The sequence below is a fragment of the Mesorhizobium sp. CA10 genome (assembly GCF_020165285.1).
Classification (GTDB): Bacteria; Pseudomonadota; Alphaproteobacteria; order Rhizobiales; family Rhizobiaceae; genus Mesorhizobium.
In genome coordinates, this window is record NZ_JAIUHV010000002.1 from 672,885 (window position 1) to 690,956 (window position 18,072).

General features: G+C 63.9%; 21 protein-coding genes. 11 read left to right on the top strand and 10 right to left on the bottom strand.

Annotated elements, in window-relative coordinates; translation table 11 throughout:
• Positions 1-18: 18 nt before the first annotated feature.
• The 5 genes from iolG to LB535_RS06670 all read right to left on the bottom strand — a co-directional run bounded on the left by iolG (position 19) and on the right by LB535_RS06670 (position 5,600).
• Positions 19-1,011 (bottom strand): inositol 2-dehydrogenase, encoded by a 993-nt coding sequence (gene iolG / locus LB535_RS06650; RefSeq protein WP_224631615.1) that lies wholly within the window; start codon positions 1,009-1,011, stop codon positions 19-21.
• Between the two features lie 80 nt (positions 1,012-1,091).
• The gene (locus LB535_RS06655; RefSeq protein WP_140543283.1) at positions 1,092-1,862 is read right to left on the bottom strand and encodes an ATP-binding cassette domain-containing protein; all 771 of its coding nucleotides are present in this window, start codon (positions 1,860-1,862) and stop codon (positions 1,092-1,094) included.
• A gap of 2 nt (positions 1,863-1,864) precedes the next feature.
• Positions 1,865-2,941, bottom strand: a complete 1,077-nt coding sequence (locus LB535_RS06660) for an ABC transporter permease (protein WP_095768206.1) — start codon at positions 2,939-2,941, stop codon at positions 1,865-1,867.
• 181 nt (positions 2,942-3,122) lie between these two features.
• Entirely contained in the window at positions 3,123-4,064 is a 942-nt protein-coding gene (locus LB535_RS06665; RefSeq protein WP_095768205.1) for a sugar ABC transporter substrate-binding protein, read from the bottom strand.
• A 504-nt stretch (positions 4,065-4,568) separates the two neighbouring features.
• On the bottom strand, positions 4,569-5,600 hold the full coding sequence (locus LB535_RS06670; protein WP_224631616.1) for a LacI family DNA-binding transcriptional regulator: 1,032 nt from the start codon (positions 5,598-5,600) through the stop codon (positions 4,569-4,571).
• A 172-nt stretch (positions 5,601-5,772) separates the two neighbouring features.
• Here LB535_RS06670 and LB535_RS06675 point away from each other — a divergent pair, with 172 nt between their 5' ends.
• From LB535_RS06675 to LB535_RS06685, 3 genes are read left to right on the top strand one after another with little or no spacing between them, the layout of a single operon-like run.
• A complete protein-coding gene (locus tag LB535_RS06675) occupies positions 5,773-6,879 on the top strand; it encodes a fatty acid desaturase family protein (protein ID WP_224631617.1) in 1,107 nt (368 codons plus the stop codon).
• A 41-nt stretch (positions 6,880-6,920) separates the two neighbouring features.
• Positions 6,921-7,235, top strand: coding sequence for a MocE family 2Fe-2S type ferredoxin (locus tag LB535_RS06680; protein WP_140674315.1), 315 nt, complete (start codon positions 6,921-6,923; stop codon positions 7,233-7,235).
• A gap of 5 nt (positions 7,236-7,240) precedes the next feature.
• Positions 7,241-8,470, top strand: coding sequence for an NAD(P)/FAD-dependent oxidoreductase (locus LB535_RS06685; protein ID WP_224631618.1), 1,230 nt, complete (start codon positions 7,241-7,243; stop codon positions 8,468-8,470).
• A 377-nt stretch (positions 8,471-8,847) separates the two neighbouring features.
• Here the strand turns inward: LB535_RS06685 and LB535_RS06690 are convergent, their stop codons facing one another.
• From LB535_RS06690 to hslV, 5 genes are all read right to left on the bottom strand, one after another.
• Positions 8,848-9,882, bottom strand: coding sequence for a DUF1402 family protein (locus LB535_RS06690; RefSeq protein ID WP_411969537.1), 1,035 nt, complete (start codon positions 9,880-9,882; stop codon positions 8,848-8,850).
• A 139-nt stretch (positions 9,883-10,021) separates the two neighbouring features.
• Positions 10,022-11,332 (bottom strand): ATP-dependent protease ATPase subunit HslU, encoded by a 1,311-nt coding sequence (hslU, locus tag LB535_RS06695; protein ID WP_224525955.1) that lies wholly within the window; start codon positions 11,330-11,332, stop codon positions 10,022-10,024.
• A 5-nt stretch (positions 11,333-11,337) separates the two neighbouring features.
• Positions 11,338-11,937 (bottom strand): DUF2585 domain-containing protein, encoded by a 600-nt coding sequence (locus LB535_RS06700; RefSeq protein ID WP_224546351.1) that lies wholly within the window; start codon positions 11,935-11,937, stop codon positions 11,338-11,340.
• A complete protein-coding gene (locus LB535_RS06705; RefSeq protein ID WP_411969531.1) occupies positions 11,938-12,504 on the bottom strand; it encodes a GNAT family N-acetyltransferase in 567 nt (188 codons plus the stop codon). It abuts the gene before it with no gap.
• A 6-nt stretch (positions 12,505-12,510) separates the two neighbouring features.
• Complete coding sequence (gene hslV, locus LB535_RS06710; protein WP_095768016.1) at positions 12,511-13,062, bottom strand: ATP-dependent protease subunit HslV; 552 nt, start codon at positions 13,060-13,062, stop codon at positions 12,511-12,513.
• 215 nt (positions 13,063-13,277) lie between these two features.
• Between hslV and hisB the strand changes: the two genes are divergently transcribed.
• From hisB to LB535_RS06750, 8 genes are read left to right on the top strand one after another with little or no spacing between them, the layout of a single operon-like run.
• A complete protein-coding gene (gene hisB / locus LB535_RS06715) occupies positions 13,278-13,874 on the top strand; it encodes an imidazoleglycerol-phosphate dehydratase HisB (RefSeq protein WP_224631619.1) in 597 nt (198 codons plus the stop codon).
• A gap of 4 nt (positions 13,875-13,878) precedes the next feature.
• On the top strand, positions 13,879-14,352 hold the full coding sequence (locus LB535_RS06720; protein ID WP_224631620.1) for a DUF2628 domain-containing protein: 474 nt from the start codon (positions 13,879-13,881) through the stop codon (positions 14,350-14,352).
• Position 14,353: 1 nt separating this feature from the next.
• The gene (gene hisH, locus LB535_RS06725; RefSeq protein WP_224631621.1) at positions 14,354-15,004 is read left to right on the top strand and encodes an imidazole glycerol phosphate synthase subunit HisH; all 651 of its coding nucleotides are present in this window, start codon (positions 14,354-14,356) and stop codon (positions 15,002-15,004) included.
• Between the two features lie 2 nt (positions 15,005-15,006).
• Entirely contained in the window at positions 15,007-15,297 is a 291-nt protein-coding gene (locus LB535_RS06730) for a DUF1330 domain-containing protein (protein WP_095768012.1), read from the top strand.
• Positions 15,298-15,300: 3 nt separating this feature from the next.
• Entirely contained in the window at positions 15,301-16,047 is a 747-nt protein-coding gene (hisA, locus tag LB535_RS06735; RefSeq protein WP_224631622.1) for a 1-(5-phosphoribosyl)-5-[(5-phosphoribosylamino)methylideneamino]imidazole-4-carboxamide isomerase, read from the top strand.
• Positions 16,044-16,883, top strand: coding sequence for an arginase family protein (locus LB535_RS06740; protein ID WP_224631623.1), 840 nt, complete (start codon positions 16,044-16,046; stop codon positions 16,881-16,883). Before hisA ends, LB535_RS06740 begins: the two co-directional genes overlap by 4 nt.
• Positions 16,883-17,674: an imidazole glycerol phosphate synthase subunit HisF gene (gene hisF / locus LB535_RS06745; protein ID WP_224631624.1), complete on the top strand. Its 792-nt coding sequence runs from the start codon at positions 16,883-16,885 to the stop codon at positions 17,672-17,674. The genes LB535_RS06740 and hisF overlap by 1 nt, the downstream gene beginning before the upstream one ends.
• Before the next feature lie 9 nt (positions 17,675-17,683).
• Positions 17,684-18,007, top strand: a complete 324-nt coding sequence (locus tag LB535_RS06750) for a phosphoribosyl-ATP diphosphatase (protein ID WP_095768008.1) — start codon at positions 17,684-17,686, stop codon at positions 18,005-18,007.
• Positions 18,008-18,072: the final 65 nt, after the last annotated feature.

Genomic DNA, 18,072 nt, shown 5'->3' on the forward strand with positions numbered 1-18,072 from the left:
TCAATCCGTATTCAAATTTCAATCGACGCGGATGGTCTTGCCCGTCTTGGCCGACTGCAAGGCCGCGTCGGCCAGTTTCAGCGCGATCAGCCCGTCCTTGCCGCTCGGCGCCGCCTTCTTGCCGGCAGTTGCCGCGGCGATGAAGGAGGCGATCTCGTTGGCATAGGCGTCGATGTAGCGGGTCATGAAGAAGTCGTGCAGCGGCGGACGGGTGTAGCCCTTGTCGTTGGCGAGCTCGATCGACACCGGCCGCTGGTTCTCGGCCGCGACCATGCCCTTGGAACCATGCACCTCGATGCGCTGGTCGTAGCCATAGGTGGCGCGGCGCGAATTGGAGATGACGGCCTGCTTGCCGGAGGCGGTCTCAAGGATGACGCTGACCGAGTCGAAATCGCCGGCTTCGCCGATTTTCTTGTCGACCAGCACCGAAGCGTGCGCGCTCACCGCGATGGGCTCCTCGCCGAGCAGGAAGCGCGCCATGTCGAAGTCGTGGATGGTCATGTCGCGAAAAATGCCGCCGGAGCGGGCGATGTAATCGAGCGGCGGGGCGCCCGGATCGCGCGAGGTGATGGTGACCATCTCGACCGTGCCGATGGCGCCGTCGTCGATCGCCTTGCGCACGGCGGCGAAATGCGGGTCGAAGCGGCGGTTGAAGCCGACCATCAGCGTGGCCTTGGTCTTCTCGACAACGGCCAGGCATTTCTCGACCCGCTCGACGGAGAGGTCGATCGGCTTCTCGCAGAAGATCGCCTTGCCGGCCTTGGCGAAGCACTCGATCAGATCGGCATGGGTGTCGGTCGGCGTGCAGATGATGACGGCGTCGATGTCCTTGGCCTGCTCGATGGCATCGATCGTGCGCACTTCGGCGCCGTAGGCGGAGGCGAGCTCAGTCGCCGCTTTCTCGAAGGCATCCGCCACGGCAACCAGTTTTGCCTGCGGATTTGAGCCGACGGCGCGGGCATGCACTTTGCCGATACGACCGGCGCCGAGAAGAGCGAAGCGGAGAGTCATGGAATGTCCTTCGAGATGATGTTAAAGGCTCGCCCGCGTCTGGTGGCGCGGACAATTGGTTGATCCCGTCGCGGCGTCCGTCAGGCGGCCTGCAGTTCCGCCTGTCCGGTCTTGGCGCCGGTGATGTAGGCGACGATGTCGTTGCCGTCGGTGTCCTGCTTGCGCAGGTTGGCGACGATCTTGCCGCGGCGGAAGACGACGATGCGGTCGACCAGATCGAACACCTGGCGCATGTTGTGGCTGACCAGGATCAGCGGCTCGCCGTTTTCCTTCAGCGTACGGATGATGTTTTCGACCTGCGCGGTTTCCTGCACGCCGAGCGCTGCCGTCGGCTCGTCCATGATGATCAGCTTGGAGGCGAAGGTCGCGGTCCGGGCGATCGCGACGCATTGGCGCTGGCCGCCGGACATATGGCGGATGGTGCTGGAGAGGTTGGGGATCTTCACCGCCGTGCGGATCAGCGCCGCCTCGGTCGCCTTGCGCATCGCCTTGCGGTCGAGGATCGAGAACGGCCCGAGGTTGAAGAGCACCTTCTCACGCCCAAGGAACAGGTTCGACGGCACGTCGAGATCGTCGGCCAGCGCAAGGTTCTGGAACACGGTCTCGATGCCCGCCTCGCGCGCCTCGATCGGGCCGGCGAAGTTCACTTCCTTGCCGTCGAACCAGATCTTGCCGTCGGTGCGCTGCTCGACGCCGGTGATCTGGCGCACGAAGGTCGATTTGCCGGCGCCGTTGTCGCCCATGATGGCGACATGCTCGCCCTTGCGCAGCTCGAAATTCGCCTCCTGCAGCGCGTGCACGCCGCCATAGTGCTTGGTGAGGTTTTCGGTCTTCAGAACGATGTCTGACATGGTCAAGCTCCTATCGCGCGGCGGCGCTGGCGCCATTGATCGAGAACGACCGCGCCGACGATGATCACGCCCTTGACCATCTCCTGATAGTAGGCGTCGAGGCGCAGGAAGGTGAAGCCGGAAATGATGACGCCGAAGATCAGCGAGCCGATCACAGTGCCGATGATGGAACCGCGGCCGCCCGACAGCGAAACGCCGCCGATGACCGCCATGGCGATGGCGTCGAGCTCGTACATGACGCCCATGCCGGCCTGGGCGGTGAGGTTCTTGGAGCAGAGCACCACGGCGGCAAGCGAAGCGAGGATACCGGCGATGGCGTAGACCAGTACCTTGTGGTTGGCGATCTTGATGCCCGACATGCGCGCGGCATCCTCGTTGGAGCCGATGGCATAGCAATGCTTGCCGTATTTCGTATAGCTCAGGATAAGCTGGAACAGGAGCGCCAGCGAGATAAAGATGACGACAGGCATCAGGCCCTTGCCGATGGCCGCGAAGCTGTCGGTCGGGAACGAGATCGGCTGGCCCTTCGACCACCATTTTGCGATGCCGCGGGCGGTGACCATCATGCCAAGCGTGGCGATGAAAGGCGGAATGCGGGTATAGGCGATCAACAGACCGTTGATCAGGCCGGCGATCAGTCCGCAGCCGATCGCGACCAGCACCGGCACGATGACCGGCAGGTCGGTCCAGCCATAGTCGATGAACATCGCCTTGGGATTGGGATTGCCGTTGACGGTCGCAACCTGCGCGAAGCTCATGGCGATCATGGCGGTGGCGCCGACGATCGAGCCCGAGGACAGATCAATGCCGCCGCAGATGATGACCTGGGTGACGCCGATGGCGATGATGCCGACGATCGAGACCTGCAGGATGATGATCTGCAGGCGCTGCTCGTTGAAGAGGCCCGACACATTCTCGCGCGTGTTGAACAGGAAGCTGTCGCCGAGGAAGACGCGGCCGATCAGCTCGAAGGCGACGACGAGGATGACCAGCGCCAGGAACACGTTGAACTCGGCCGGCCATGGGCGCTTCTTGGCGTCATAGCTCAACCCGCCAATGCCATGCGATGTCTGTGACACGTCTTCTTCCTCCGAATGACCGCGCCCCGTTCTCCCGCCCTGTCGAGCGGGAGAGGAACAGAGCGGCGCCGCTTCGCCAGCAGCCGATTTCAGCCAGTCCGATGCGTCGCGGCACCACCCCGCGGTTTGTCTTCACGCAATTCCGTACCGAAAACCGTTCCTGGAATTGCGCCGGCGCGCCTCAGTTCTTCTTCAAGAACTTGTCGATGTTCGCCGGAGTGACGAGCTGGAACGGGATATAGACCTTGTGTTCCACCTTTTCGCCCTTGGCGAGCTTCAGCGCCGCGTCGAGCGCACCGGCGCCCTGGCCGGCAGCGTCCTGGAAGACGGTCACGTCGAGGTCGCCCGCCTGCATCGCGGCCAGCGCGTCCTGGGTGGCGTCGACGCCGCCGACGACCACCGACTTCATGTCGATGTTGGCGGCCTTCATCGCCTGGATGGCGCCGATGGCGCTTTCATCGTTGTTGGCGATGACGCCGTCGAACGCCTTGCCCGACGACAGCCAGTTGGTCATCAGGTTCTGCGCCTGGTCACGATCCCAGTTCGAAGTCTGCTTGTCGATGATCTTGATGAAGCTGCAGTCCGGCGTGGCGATGACTTCCTCGATGTCCTTGGTGCGCTGCACCGCGGCCTGGTTCGAGAGCTCGCCCATGATCACGTAGACATTGGCTTCTTTCTTGCCGGCTTCCTTGAACAGGCGGCAGGCTTCCTTGGTCTCGAGCGTGCCGGATTCCGCCTCGTTCGACGCGACGAAAGCCTGGTTGTCCGGCAGCTGATCGACATTGACCGGCTGGCGGTTGACATAGACCAGCGGGACCTTGGCCGCGGCGGCCGCGTCCGACATGGCCTGGGTGGCCGAGGTGTCGACCGGATTGACGATGATGGCGTCGACGCCCGAGGCGGCGAAGTTCTTGATCTGGTCGAGCTGCTTGGCCACGTCGTTCTGCGCATCCTCGACCTGCAATTCGACACCGCTCATGCCCTTGGCCTGCGCGATCATGCCGTTGCGCAGCACGGTCAGGAAGTTGTCGTCGAACTTGGCCATCGAAACGCCGATCTTGGCGGCGAAGGCGGATGAGCACATCAGCGCCGAAAGCGCGACGCCCAAAAGCAGTTTCTTCATTTTATTCTCCTCCACTTGGTGTCCGGCTGCACCCATTTGAACCGGAATCCCCGGTTTGCCCGGGGAATCTCTCCCTGCGGCCATGCGGCGTCCCAACTCGACTGGAACGCCTCTTCCTCCGTTCGCACAGGCGTTCCGGAACGAAAGAACCAAAAAGCCTAGCTAGTGAAATATTCATTCCATTTCGTTTTGGAAACGTCAAGGGCGATTCCGATGAGATTGGCCGGTTTTTCGGTCCCGATCGTCGAAACCCGAGCCCGAATCGGAGCAAATCGCCATGAAAGAATCCATCAGCCTGATGGATTCTTTCACATAGACCCCGTCGCAACCGCCGGAAATTGGCTGAAGCCGCCCCAACCTCGTCATTCTGTGGCGAAGCAAGGGGCGAAGCGACGCGGCGCAGACCCTGGAATGACTCTCGCGATGGGCGTTTCGGCCAATCTCCAACGCATGCCGCCTGCCAATGCAAACAGAGCGACCGATCACAATCCTGCGCTGGAGCTTCTAGATGTTTTCCGGCAGATAGATATCGAAGGGCAGGAAGGTCTGCCCCGGCGCATTGGCGGCGCCGCTTTCGATGGCATGGGCCATCAGCCCCAGGAGTTCCCGGCAGAGCGCGGCGAGCGGCGTCGAGATCACCATGGTGAGGATGTTGTCGGCAAGTGCTGCGCGCGAGACGGCGTTGATCTCGTTGCAGATGACGACCGGCATAACCGCCGGGTTTGCCGTTCTCAGCGCCGAGACGGCGCCTTCCATGCCGCCGCCGGCGACATAGCAACCGGCAAGATCGGGATGGCGCGCCAGAAGATCGAGCATGGCGTCATGCGTCACGTCATTCGCCTCGAGGTTGACCAGCGTCTCCATCACGGTGAAATCCGGCGCGTGCTCGCGGAAATAGGAGCGAAAGCCGATCTCGCGCAGCTCGTGGCCATGGAAGCGGTGGCTGCCGACGAAGAGAGCCACCTTGCCCGGCTTCCTGGCGGCCTTGGCGATCATCCATGCGGCGCTGCGTCCGACCTTGCGGTTGTCGAGACCGACATAGCCCTCGCGGATGCCGGCGGCAAAATCGGACAGCAGCGAGAACACCGGCTGCCCCCTCGCCTTCAGCGCCTCCACCACCGCCGTCAGCGCCGGGTGATCCGGGCCGACAACGGCGATGGCTCTCGACTTGGCCGCCAGCCTGCGCATCTGGCCCGCAATCTCATCGGGTGCCAGCGACGTGGCGAAGTCGATCGCGGCAGTGCCGCGGAAACGTTGCGACTGCGAAACCGCCAGCTCGAGCTCCCTGGCAAAATCGCCATAGAAGACGTCATTGCCCCTCAGCAGCAGGAAGCCGAGCCGGTATTCCGGCAATTCCTGGCGCATCCGCTGCTTGATCAGCCCCGCCGCGTGGTAGCCGATTTCGGTGGCGGCCTCATACACCCGGCGCGCCGTCTCCTCGCGCACCGGCAGGCGGCTGTTCAGCACCCTGTCGACGGTGGCGACGCTGACGCCCGAGACGCGCGCGAGATCGCTAATGGTCGGCCGCTTTGCCATGAATGCTCCATTGCCTGTCCGACTCAGCATATCTCACTCTGATAGGAAATGATAGAAACTATCTTCCTGATGTTGAGACTATCATGGGCCGGCGGTATGGTGAAGTGGAAGCCGGCCATGAACGAGCCCAGACCTGCCAAACCGTTCGCCAGGCGCTGTTGGAGGAAGCTCAATGACTGCCATGACGTCTTCGTCGGCGTCGCCACGCGACTACAGCCTGACCGGCCGCGACGCCAAGCTCGCGGTCGAGAACGGGCTGGCGGCGGCCGAGTGGTACCATACCGAGATCCCGCGCAAGCAGATGAAGGAGCTGATGCAGCGCTCCGACCAGCCGGCGATCCGCGACACCATCATCTGGCTCGGCGCGCTGATCCTCAGCGGCGCGGGCGGCGCCTGGTTCTGGGGCAGCTGGTGGTGCGTGCCGTTCTTCTTCGTCTATGGCACGCTCTATGGCTCCTCGACCGATTCCCGCTGGCACGAATGCGGCCATGGCACGGCCTTCCGCACCCAGTGGATGAACGACGCCGTCTACCAGCTCGCCTGCTTCATGATCATGCGCAATCCGGTGACATGGCGCTGGAGCCATACACGCCACCATACCGACACCATCATCGTCGGCCGCGACCCGGAGATCGCCGTCATGCGCCCGCCGGATCTGCTGCGCGTCGTCTTGAACTTCTTCGGCATTCTCGACGCATGGCATGCCATGACCGACATGCTGCGCAACGCTGCCGGCGTCATCAGCGCGGCGGAAAAGACCTTCATCCCCGAACAGGAACAGCCGAAGGCGATCCGCGTCGCCCGCATATGGCTCGCCATCTATATCGCGACCATCGCCCTGGCGCTCTATCTGCATTCCTGGCTGCCGCTGCTGCTGATCGGCCTGCCCCGCCTCTACGGCGCCTGGCATCACGTCATGACCGGGCTGCTGCAGCATGGCGGGCTGGCCGAGAACGTCATCGATCACCGGCTCAACAGCCGCACCGTCTACATGAACCCGGTCAGCCGCTTCATCTATTGGAACATGAATTACCATGTGGAGCACCACATGTTCCCGATGGTGCCCTATCACGCGCTGCCGAAGCTGCACGAGATGATCAAGCACGATCTGCCGGCGCCGACGCCGTCGATCCTGGCCGGCTATCGCGAGATGATCCCGGCCTTCCTGCGCCAGCTGCGCAACGAGGATTATTTCCTCAAGCGCGCGCTGCCGCCGACGGCGAAGCCCTACCGGGAAGAGCTGCACAACGACAACCCGGTGGCGGCAGCGGCCGAGTGATCTGCCGAAGAGCTTAACCAACCGATTTCGCGGAGAACGAGATGAGCGACTGGGTCGAGGCCTGCGCGGCCGGGGACATCGATGAGGAGGACGTGATGCGGTTCGACCATGCCGGCCGCACCTTCGCCATCTACCGCAGCCCGGACGACGAATATTTCGCGACCGACGGGCTGTGCACGCATGAAAAGGTGCATCTGGCCGACGGTCTGGTCATGGACGACATCATCGAATGCCCGAAGCACAATGGCCGCTTCAATTACAAGACCGGTGACGCGCGCGGCGCGCCGGTCTGCGTCAACCTCAAGACCTATCCGGTCAAGGTCGACGCCGGCAAAGTTCTTGTTCAGGTCGGGTGACGCTGATGACGGGAGGAATGGTGGTCATCGGAGCCGGCGAATGCGGGGGGCGCGCCGCGCTCGCCCTGCGCGATCTCGGCTTCGAAGGGCCGGTCACGCTGGTCGGCGACGAGCCGCATCTGCCCTATGAGCGGCCGCCGCTGTCGAAGGAAGCGATGACTGGCGAGGCGCTTTCGATCAAGGCGATCGCCACCGACGCGCTGTTCGCCGAGCGCGCGATCCGCCACATCCATTCCGTCCGGGCCGTCGCGATCGATCGTGCCGCGCATGTCGTGCAACTGTCGGACGGATCCTCCCTTTCCTATCAAAAGCTTTTGCTGGCGACCGGATCCGTGCCGCGCACGCTGCCGATGCCGGGTCTCGGGGGGCGTTGTGTCTATCTCAGGACCTTCAACGACGCTTTGGCCATTCGCGCTCATCTCAGCGCCGGCAACCGCGTCGCCATTATCGGCGGCGGCTTCATTGGCCTCGAGCTTGCCGCCGCGGCGCGCAAGCTCGGCGCCGCCGTCACCGTCATCGAGGCGCAGCCGCGCATCCTGATGCGCGGCGTGCCGGCCGAGATCGCCGAGATCATCCACAAGGCGCATGAGGCCGAGGGCGTTGCGATCCGCACCGGCCAGGGGATAGCGGCGATTGCCGATGACGGCGCGGAGGTAAGCATCACGCTGGCCGACGGGCAGGCCATCGTCGCCGATCTCGCGGTGATCGGCATCGGCGCCGTGCCGGTGACCGCGCTTGCCGCTGAGGCGGGACTGGCGATCGACAACGGCATCGCAGTCGACGAGCAGTTGCGCACCGCCGACCCGGATATCTTCGCCGCGGGCGACTGCTGCTCGTTCCCGCTTGCCGTCTATGGCGGCCGGCGCGTGCGTCTCGAAGCCTGGCGCAACGCCCAGGAACAGGGCGCCTTGGCCGCGAAGAACATGCTGGGCGCCGGCGAGGCGCATGCCGCCGTGCCGTGGTTCTGGTCGGATCAGTATGGGCTGACCCTGCAGATCGCCGGGCTGTCCGACGAAGGCAAGAGCACCGTGCGGCGCGACCTCGACGACGGCGCCTTCATCCTATTCCATCTGGCCGAGGACGGCAGGCTGGTGGCCGCCAGCGGCATCGGCCACGGCAATGCGGTGGCGCGCGACATCCGGCTGGCGGAAATGCTGATCGCCAAGCGGGCGACGCCAGCCCCGGAAGCGCTCGGCTCGCAAGCGGTCAAGCTGAAGTCGCTGCTGGCGGCGTGAACTGCCTTGATAATTGTTGAGCTCGGCGCTGGCCCTCATCTGCCTGCCGGCACCTTCTACCCGTAAAACGGGCTACGCTATGCACACGTACTCTGTGACTGGCGTGACTGATCGACCTGAGGCTTGATTGCCACGTGGTTCCCCCAATCCGTCGCTGCTTCGCAGCGCCACCTTTCCCCCTCCGGAGGGAAAGGAAGGGAGCCTTGCTAGACGAGCGTCGACGGCAAAAAGCTTGGCGCCTTTCCTCTCCCCCGTCGATCGGGGGAGAGGTGGCTCGGCGAAGCCGAGACGGAGTGGGGGTCGACCAGCGCTACGTTGGACAATGCATGCGCCAAGCTGGCATGCACCCTACGGCTCCGCTCTCAAAGCCTGACGCCCTAAAACAGCGCCTTGAGCTCATCCAGCTTGTCGTTGACCAGCCAGCCGTAATAATTTTCTTCGGGCAGCTTTTCCGGTTCGCCGGCGGCGCGGCGCTTGTCGTTCTCGGCCTTCAGAGCATAAGCGCGCTCTTCGGGGTTGCCGACATTATAGAGCGTGGCGGTGAGGCCCGGATTTTTCGAGATGTCGAAGCCGGCGATGCCGCGGTAGGCGTCGATGGACTTCCTGATGGTCGCGGCGACGTAAGGCAGCGTCAGGTCCGGGTCCATGATGGTCTTGTAGACGGCGTTGGGATCGCCGACGTCGAGCCTGGGCAGGCCCGAGACCTTGTGCACGAGGTCGCTCATCTGCAGCGCGGTCAGCGGGTTCAACTGGCCGAGGCCGAAGGTCTGGCCGGCATAATAAGGCTGGAAGAAGGTGGCGCCGAAGCGATCGTTGGGGAAATCCTCGCCGCCGACGCTCTTGCCGCGGAAGGCGCGATTCCACACCTGCTCGCGGCATTCCCAAAGATCGTAGCTGTCGTCCATGCCGGCGCATTTCTCGAATTCCGGCCGCTGGATGAAATCCGAGACGTCCTCGCCGTGATAGGCGAAAGAGAGCTTGCTCGACAAATAGGAGATCGCCTTCACGTAATAGGTCTGCAGACGGTCGTAGGCGTCGACATTGTAGGTATGCTCGCCGACGATGGCGCCGACGATATGCATGGGATCGATACCGTAGGCTGCTGCCGCCTTCCTGATCTTGCCGCGCAGCTCGGCATCGTTCTGCAACAGCGCGTAAACCTTGCGGTACTTGGCCTGGAAGGTGGTGTTTGTGGCCTGAGTGCGCCGGCTGGAGGCGCCTGGAATATCCGGCTGCACGCTGTTGCGGTTGCCCGGGGGCACGATGGTCGCGGCATCGGCGGTTGCCACCGCCGCCGCCAAGGCCATGCCGAGAAAAAGCAGGATAAGTTTCTTCATACGCCGCCGCCTTCGAATGCGCGGCAAACTAGGTAAAGCGCTTGGCAGAGTCGAGAGAAGGCTTCGAGCTGCCAGCGAAAATGGTGGCCAGATGCTTCCATTTGGCCACACTTTGGATTGGAAGGGCGTTTCAGGCCGGCCTGAGCCAGCCCGAAATCGGGGCATTGGACGGGCGTTTCAGGCCGGCCGGAAGCCAGCCCGAACCCGATAGAGCTTAAAGAATAAACCGCGACAGGTCGGTGTTGCGCGACAGGTCGCCGACATGCTTCTCGACATAGGCGGCGTCGATGGTGACGGCCGTGCCGTGGCGGTCGGGCGCGTCGTAGGAAATCTCGTCCAGCACACGCTCCATCACCGTCTGCAGGCGCCGCGCGCCGATGTTCTCGACGCTGGCGTTGAGGTCGACGGCGATGCCGGCGAGCGAATCGATGGCGTCGTCGGTGAAGGTCAGCTCGACGCCTTCGGTCTTCATCAGCGCGATATACTGCTTGATGAGGCTCGCCTCGGTCTCGGTGAGGATGCGGATGAAATCCGCCTTCTCCAGCGCGCGCAGCTCGACACGGATGGGCAGGCGGCCCTGCAGCTCCGGCAGCAGGTCGGAAGGCTTGGAGACGTGGAAGGCGCCCGAAGCGATGAACAATATATGATCGGTCTTGATCGGCCCATATTTGGTCGCGACCGTGGTGCCTTCGACCAGCGGCAGCAGGTCGCGCTGCACGCCTTCGCGCGACGGGCCGCCCGAAATGTCGCTCCTGGCGGCGATCTTGTCGATCTCGTCGAGGAAGACGATGCCGTCATTCTCGGCCGATTCCAGCGCCCTGCGCACCACCTCGTCCTGGTCGAGCAGCTTGTCGGACTCGTCGTTGACCAGCACCGCGTAGGAATCGCGCACCGTGGTCTTGCGGGTCTTGGTCCTGCGGCCGCCCATCGCCTTCGAAAGCATGTCGTTGATGTTGAGGACGCCGACATTGGCGCCCGGCATGCCGGGGATCTCGAAACCGGGCATGCCGCCGGTGCCGGTGTCGGCCACCTCGATCTCGATCTCCTTGTCGTCGAGCTCGCCGTCGCGCAGCTTCTTGCGGAAGGAGTCGCGGGTCGCCGGGCTCGCCGTCTTGCCGACCAGCGCTTCCAGGACGCGTTCCTCGGCGTTGATCTGGGCGCGCGCGGCGACGTCCTCGCGCATCTTCTCGCGCGTCAGGCCGATGGCGACCTCGACGAGATCGCGCACGATCTGCTCGACATCGCGGCCGACATAACCGACCTCGGTGAATTTCGTGGCCTCGACCTTGACGAAGGGCGCGCCGGCGAGCCGCGCCAGACGCCGCGAGATCTCGGTCTTGCCGACCCCGGTCGGGCCGATCATCAGGATGTTCTTCGGCATCACCTCTTCGCGCATCTGGCCTTCCAGCTGCTGGCGGCGCCAGCGGTTGCGCAAGGCAATGGCCACGGCGCGCTTGGCGTCCTTCTGGCCGATGATGAAGCGATCGAGTTCCGAAACGATTTCGCGGGGAGAAAATGTGCTCATATTACTCAAATTCCACTTTGCCACTGCCTGATAAACTCGAACGGATGCAGCAGCATGATCACGTTGAGCGTCAGATTGTCCCGGATGATGTAACCCGTGCCGAACTCGAAGATGAGCGCCAGGGCCACGACCACCCATATAGGTAGCTTTCGCGCCATCACAAATCCCAGCGCCATGAACAGCGTGTCGGACACCGAGTTGATGATCGAGTCGCCGTAATAGTTGAGCGAGATGGTGCCGGCGCGGTAGCGGTCAATGATGAAGGGGCTGTTTTCCAGGATCTCCCAGCCGCCTTCGATGAGGACGGCGAAGGCGAGCCTTAAGCCCACCGGCGAGCGCGGGAACAGCGCCCAGGCCAGCGCATAGAACAGGAAGCCGTGGATGATGTGCGAGAAGGTGTACCAGTCGGCGATGTGCTGGGAGTTCTCCGAACTGTTGACCACGCCATGCCAGAGCTTGACGTAGCCGCAGGTGCAGATCGGCGGATGGCCCATGCCGTACAAGGCGCCTGCCTGGAATATGATAAAGGCGAGCACGAGCAGCAGGCCCATGCGCCAGCTGTCTTCATAGGCCGAAAGCGTCTTGTCCCCTCCGGATGCGGTCATTCAATCAGTCCCCAGATGTTCATCGTCGTTGGCCGAATCGACGGCCATCAGCACGACGTCCCCATATTGCGAATGCCTGCGGCCGATCGGCCTGAAGCCGGCCTTCTCATAGGCGCGGATGGCGCGGCCATTGTCGGGATGCGGATCGATGATGACGCGCGGCGCGCCTTCCTCCAAAAGCTCCCCGACGAACTGGCGCACGATGGCCGAGCCATGACCGATCCCGACCAGCTCCGGCGGGCCGATCGTGAGATCGATGCCCAGCGTGCCGAAGGGCTGGTCGGCATAAGGATGGTCGTCCTCCATATGCGGATCATAGCTCTGCAGATAGGCGATCGGCCTGCCGTCGAGCTCGACGATCAGCGGTTCCACCGAAACCGAATCGATATGCTCACGGATCTCGGCGATTTCCTTTTCCGGATCGTCCCACCATGCGGCGACATGCGGCTCGCGCAGCCAGCCGGCGATCATCGGCAGGTCTTTTTCCGTGACCGGCCGAAAATCATAGCTATCTTCCTGTTCGACCATGATCTTGTCCGAAAACCGGCGGCCACCCTTCGGGATCATGGTCGTTCAAGCGGCATCGAGCGTTTCGACGACAAAATTGTTGTTGGTGTAGACGCAGATGTCGGACGCGATCTGCATGGCCTTGCGGGCGATCTCCTCGGCATCCTTGTCGGTGTCGATCAGCGCGCGTGCCGCGGCCAGCGCGTAATTGCCGCCGGAGCCGATGGCCATGACGCCATGCTCGGGCTCCAGAACGTCGCCATTGCCGGTCAGCGCCAGCGAGACCGACTTGTCGGCGACCAGCATCATGGCTTCCAGCCGGCGCAGATAGCGATCGGTGCGCCAGTCCTTGGCGAGCTCGACGCAGGCGCGCGTCAGCTGGTCCGGGTATTGCTCGAGCTTGGCTTCGAGCCGCTCGAGCAGGGTGAAGGCGTCGGCGGTAGCGCCGGCGAAGCCGGCAATGACGCTGCCGTCCTTGCCGATGCGGCGCACCTTGCGGGCGTTGCCCTTCATGATCGTCTGGCCGAGGCTGACCTGGCCGTCGCCGGCGATCACGACCTTGTTGCCTTTGCGCACGCTGATGATGGTCGTAGCGTGCATGGTGAGTTCATTCGACATTTGAGCTCCGATGCGCGCTATCCCTCGAAAAGGCGATTGGCGCGGTACGAGTGAGTTTGATCGGCCATATGTATGCACAAGGCCAACGATTGCAAACCGCCTCAGGCCGAGCCGATAGCGGCCGGAATGGCAACTGGCAATCGCCGGATCATGCTGATAGAAGGCTCTCGTTTTCAAGCCCTGGCGCCTCCAAGCAGGGCAACAAGGACAAAGCGATGACGCGTTCGGCCGAAGTCAGCCGCAAGACCAAGGAAACCGAGATTTCGGTCTCCGTCGATGTCGACGGCAAGGGAAAATCCGACATTTCGACCGGCGTCGGCTTCTTCGACCATATGCTTGACCAGCTGTCGCGGCATTCGCTTATCGACATGACGGTCAAGGCCAAGGGCGACCTGCATATCGACGACCACCACACGGTCGAGGACACCGGCATCGCGATCGGCCAGGCGCTGAGCAAGGCGCTGGGCGAACGGCGCGGCATCATGCGCTATGCCTCGATCGGCCTTGCCATGGACGAGACGCTGACCAGGGCGGCGATCGACGTCTCGGGCCGGCCCTTCCTGGTCTGGAATGTGGGCTTCTCGTCGCCGAAGATCGGCACGTTCGACACTGAGCTGGTGCGCGAGTTCTTCCAGGCGCTGGCGCAGAATGCCGGCATCACGCTGCATGTGACCAACCATTACGGCGCCAACAACCATCATATCGCCGAAACCTGCTTCAAGGCGGTGGCGCGGGCGTTGCGCGCAGCGCTGGAGCCCGATCCGCGCCAGCCCGACGCGGTGCCTTCCACCAAGGGATCCCTGAAAGGATAGCCCTATGGCGATCTATGTCGTGATGGCGCCGCCGGCCGGCAACAAAGCCGAGGACGCAATTTTCGTGCGCGACAGCTTCACCTGGCTGGGTTTCCTGGTCGCGCCGCTCTGGCTCGCCTGGCACCGGATGTGGATCGAGGCGGCTCTGACCTTCATCGTCATGGCGATCCTGTCGGTGGCCGGCGAGAGGCTCGGGCTTGAGGGGGCCGGATCGCTGCTGTCGCTGCTGGTCTCGCTCTATGTCGGCTTCGAAGGCCAGGGGCTGCGGATCGCCTCGCTGCGGCGGCGCGGCTGGCGCGAATGGGGCGTGATCGAGGCCGGCAATCTCGGCGATGCCGAGACGCGCCATGCGCTGGAAACCGACGTGGAGAGCGAGGAGCAGCCCGCCCTGCCGCGCATCGTGCCGGATGCATCGCAGGCACGTCCGCCGCAGACAGGCATGGCGCTCGGCCTGACTCATACGCCTGGAAGGCCCTGACATGCGGGTGGCAATCATCGACTACGGCTCGGGCAATCTGCGCTCGGCCACCAAGGCCTTCGAGCGCGCCGCGCATGAAGCGGGCCTTGCCGCGACGATCGAGCTGACGGCCGACGCCGAGCGCGTGCGTTCCGCCGACCGCATCGTGCTGCCGGGCGTCGGCGCCTATGCCGACTGCGCCGCCGGCCTGCATGCGGTGTCGGGCATGTGGGAGGCGGTGGAAGAGGCCGCGCTTCGTAAAGGGCGGCCTTTCCTCGGTATCTGCGTCGGCATGCAGCTGATGTCGCAACGCGGCCTCGAAAAGACCATCACCCAAGGTCTTGGCTGGATCGCCGGCGACGTCAAAGAAATCACGCCGTCCGATCCGGCGCTGAAAATCCCGCAGATCGGCTGGAACACGATCGAACTCCAACGCAAGCACCCGCTGTTTTCCAGCATCGAGACCGGTCCGAAGGGGCTGCACGCCTATTTCGTCCATTCCTATCATCTGGACGCGAAGAATTCCGGCGAGGTACTGGCGACGACCAATTATGGCGGCGCGGTGACGGCGGCGGTTGCGCGCGACAACCTTGCCGGCACGCAGTTCCACCCCGAGAAGAGCCAAGCGCTCGGCCTGGCCTTGATCACCAATTTCCTGAAATGGAGGCCCTGACAATGAGCAAGAAGGGCTATTGGATGGCAATGATCGATGTCCGCGATCCGGATGTCTACAAGCAGTATATCGACGCGAATGCCGTCGCCTTCGCGAAATACGGCGCAAAGTTCCCGGTCCGCGCGGGACGCTACGAAAGTCCGGAAGGGCCGACCGGCAACCGTCACGTGCTGGTCGAGTTCGAGTCCTACGACAAGGCGATCGAATGCTATCATTCGCCTGAATATCAGCATGCCTCGAAGTTCCGGCTCGCCGCCTCGACCGGCCATTTCGTCATCGTCGAGGGCGCCTGACCGATGATCCTGTTTCCCGCCATCGACCTCAAGGACGGAAAGTGCGTGCGCCTGAAGCATGGCGACATGGCCACCGCCACCATCTACAACGACGATCCCGCCGCGCAGGCCAGGGCCTTCGAGGAGCAGGGCTTCAAGTGGCTGCATGTCGTCGACCTCAACGGCGCCTTCAAGGGCCAAAGCGTCAATTCGGCGGCGGTCGGCGCCATTCTGAAGGCGACGAAGAATCCCGTGCAGCTCGGCGGCGGCATCCGCACCTTGCCGCAGATCGAGGATTGGCTGGATCGCGGCCTGACGCGCGTTATCCTCGGCACCGTGGCGGTGCGCGAACCCGACCTGGTCAAGGAGGCCTGCAAGGCCTTTCCCGGGAAAATAGCCGTCGGCATCGACGCCAAGGGCGGCAAGGTCGCGGTCGAAGGCTGGGCCGAGGCCTCCGAGCTCGGCGTCATCGAGCTGGCCAAGAAATTCGAGGGCGCCGGCGTCGCCGCCATCATCTACACCGACATCGACCGCGACGGCGTGCTGACCGGCATCAACTGGGATTCGACCATCGACCTCGCCGAGGCCGTGTCGATTCCGGTGATCGCCTCCGGCGGCCTCGCCTCGATCGCCGACATCGTGCGCATGACCATGCCCGACGCGCAAAAACTCGAAGGCGCGATCTCCGGACGGGCCCTGTATGACGGACGTATCGACCCGACCGAGGCGCTGGCGATCCTGCGCGGCGAGCGGGCGGAGGCAAGAGCGTGAACATTTCGATCATCCTGGCGTCCTATGACAGCGGCCATTTCCACGGCGGCTGCGGCCAGGGCCCGGACGCGCTGATTTCGGGCGGGCTGGCCGACGCGCTGAAGCTCGCCGGCCACGATGTCGAGGTGAGCGACATCGGCAAGGTGGTCGAGGACGAAGCCGAGCGCGAGATCGGTACCGGATTTGCCGTCTGCAACGCCGTTTCAGGCGAAGTCCGCATGGCGCTGGACAGGAAGCGGTTTCCGATCGTGCTGGCCGGCAACTGCCTGACCGCCGCCGGCGCCGTGGCCGGTGCCGGTGCCGACGCCATCATCTGGGCCGACCAGCACGGCGACCTCAACACGCCGGAAACCACCACAACGGGCTTTCTCGACGGCATGGCGCTGGCCACCGTGCTGGGCCTGTGCTGGCGATCGATAGCGGCGCAGATCCCGGGCTTCAAGCCGGTCGATCCGTCGCACTGCGTTCTGGTCAACGCGCGAGACCTCGACAGCGCGGAACAGGAACTGCTGGAAAAGCTGCCGATCATCCGGACCGAATGCCCGGACTGGAAGAGCGCCGCGCAAAGGCTGAAGGCCGACGGCGCACGCCAGGTTCACATGCATGTCGACCTTGACGTGCATGACCCCGAGAAGCTGCAGGCCAACCGTTACACCACGCCCGGCGGTCCGGCTCCCGAGCAGCTGCGCACCGCCATGTGCGGCCTCGCCGGGCCGCTCGCCATCGCCGGGCTCACCATCTCCGCCTACGATCCGGCCTTCGATCCCAAGGGCGACGTGCCGCCGCTGGTCGGCGCGCTGGTGGTCGACCTGCTCTCGACGCTGGAGCGCAAGTGATGCTCAAGGCCCGCGTCATCCCCTGCCTCGACGTCAAGAACGGCCGCGTGGTCAAGGGCGTGAACTTCGTCGACCTCGTCGATGCTGGCGACCCGGTCGAGGCCGCCAAGGCTTATGATGCCGCAGGCGCCGACGAGCTCTGCTTCCTCGACATCACCGCCTCGTCCGACAATCGCGAGACGATCTTCGACGTGGTTGCCCGAACGGCCGAGCAGTGCTTCATGCCGCTCACCGTCGGCGGCGGTGTGCGCCAGGTGGCCGACATCCGCAAGCTGCTCCTGGCCGGCGCCGACAAGGTGTCGATCAACACGGCGGCGGTGAAGAACCCGGATTTCGTCGCGGAAGCCGCCGACAAGTTCGGCAATCAGTGCATCGTCGTGGCGATCGACGCCAAGAAGATGTCGGCGCAAGGCGAGACCGACCGCTGGGAGATCTTTACCCATGGCGGACGCGAGAAGACCGGCATCGACGCGGTCGAATTCGCGCAGCGCATGGTCGAGCGCGGCGCCGGCGAGATCCTTTTGACCTCGATGGATCGCGACGGCACCAAGGCCGGTTACGATATTGCGCTCACCCGGGCGATTGCCGACGCGGTGCGCGTGCCGGTGATCGCATCGGGCGGCGTCGGAACGCTCGATCACCTGGTCGAGGGTATCCGCGACGGCCATGCGGGCGCTGTGCTCGCCGCCTCGATCTTCCATTTCGGCACCTACACCATCGCCGAGGCCAAGACGCATATGGCCAGGGCCGGCCTGCCGATGCGGCTGGACTCGGCCGCCCATCGGACTTAAACCGCTGCTATGGCTCAATTTTCGCTCGCCGAGCTGGAAACGATCATCCATCAGCGCGCCCATTCCGGCGACGCCGACTCATGGACGGCGAAGCTGTTCGCCAAAGGCATCGACAAGGCGGCGCAGAAGCTCGGCGAGGAAGCCGTCGAGACGGTGATTGCCGCAGTCAAGGGGGACAAGAAAGCCGTCGTTTCGGAAAGCGCCGATCTTATATATCATTGGCTGGTCGTCCTTGGCATCGCGGGCATTCCGCTTGACGAGGTGCTGAAGGAGCTTGAGGGCCGAACCAGCCGCTCGGGTACCGCCGAAAAGGCGTCCCGGCCCCAGGGCTGATCGAAAGAGAGAGTATGATGTCGCCCGGCTTCGCACTTTTCGGCAGCACGCTCTAGGAGGGCAGG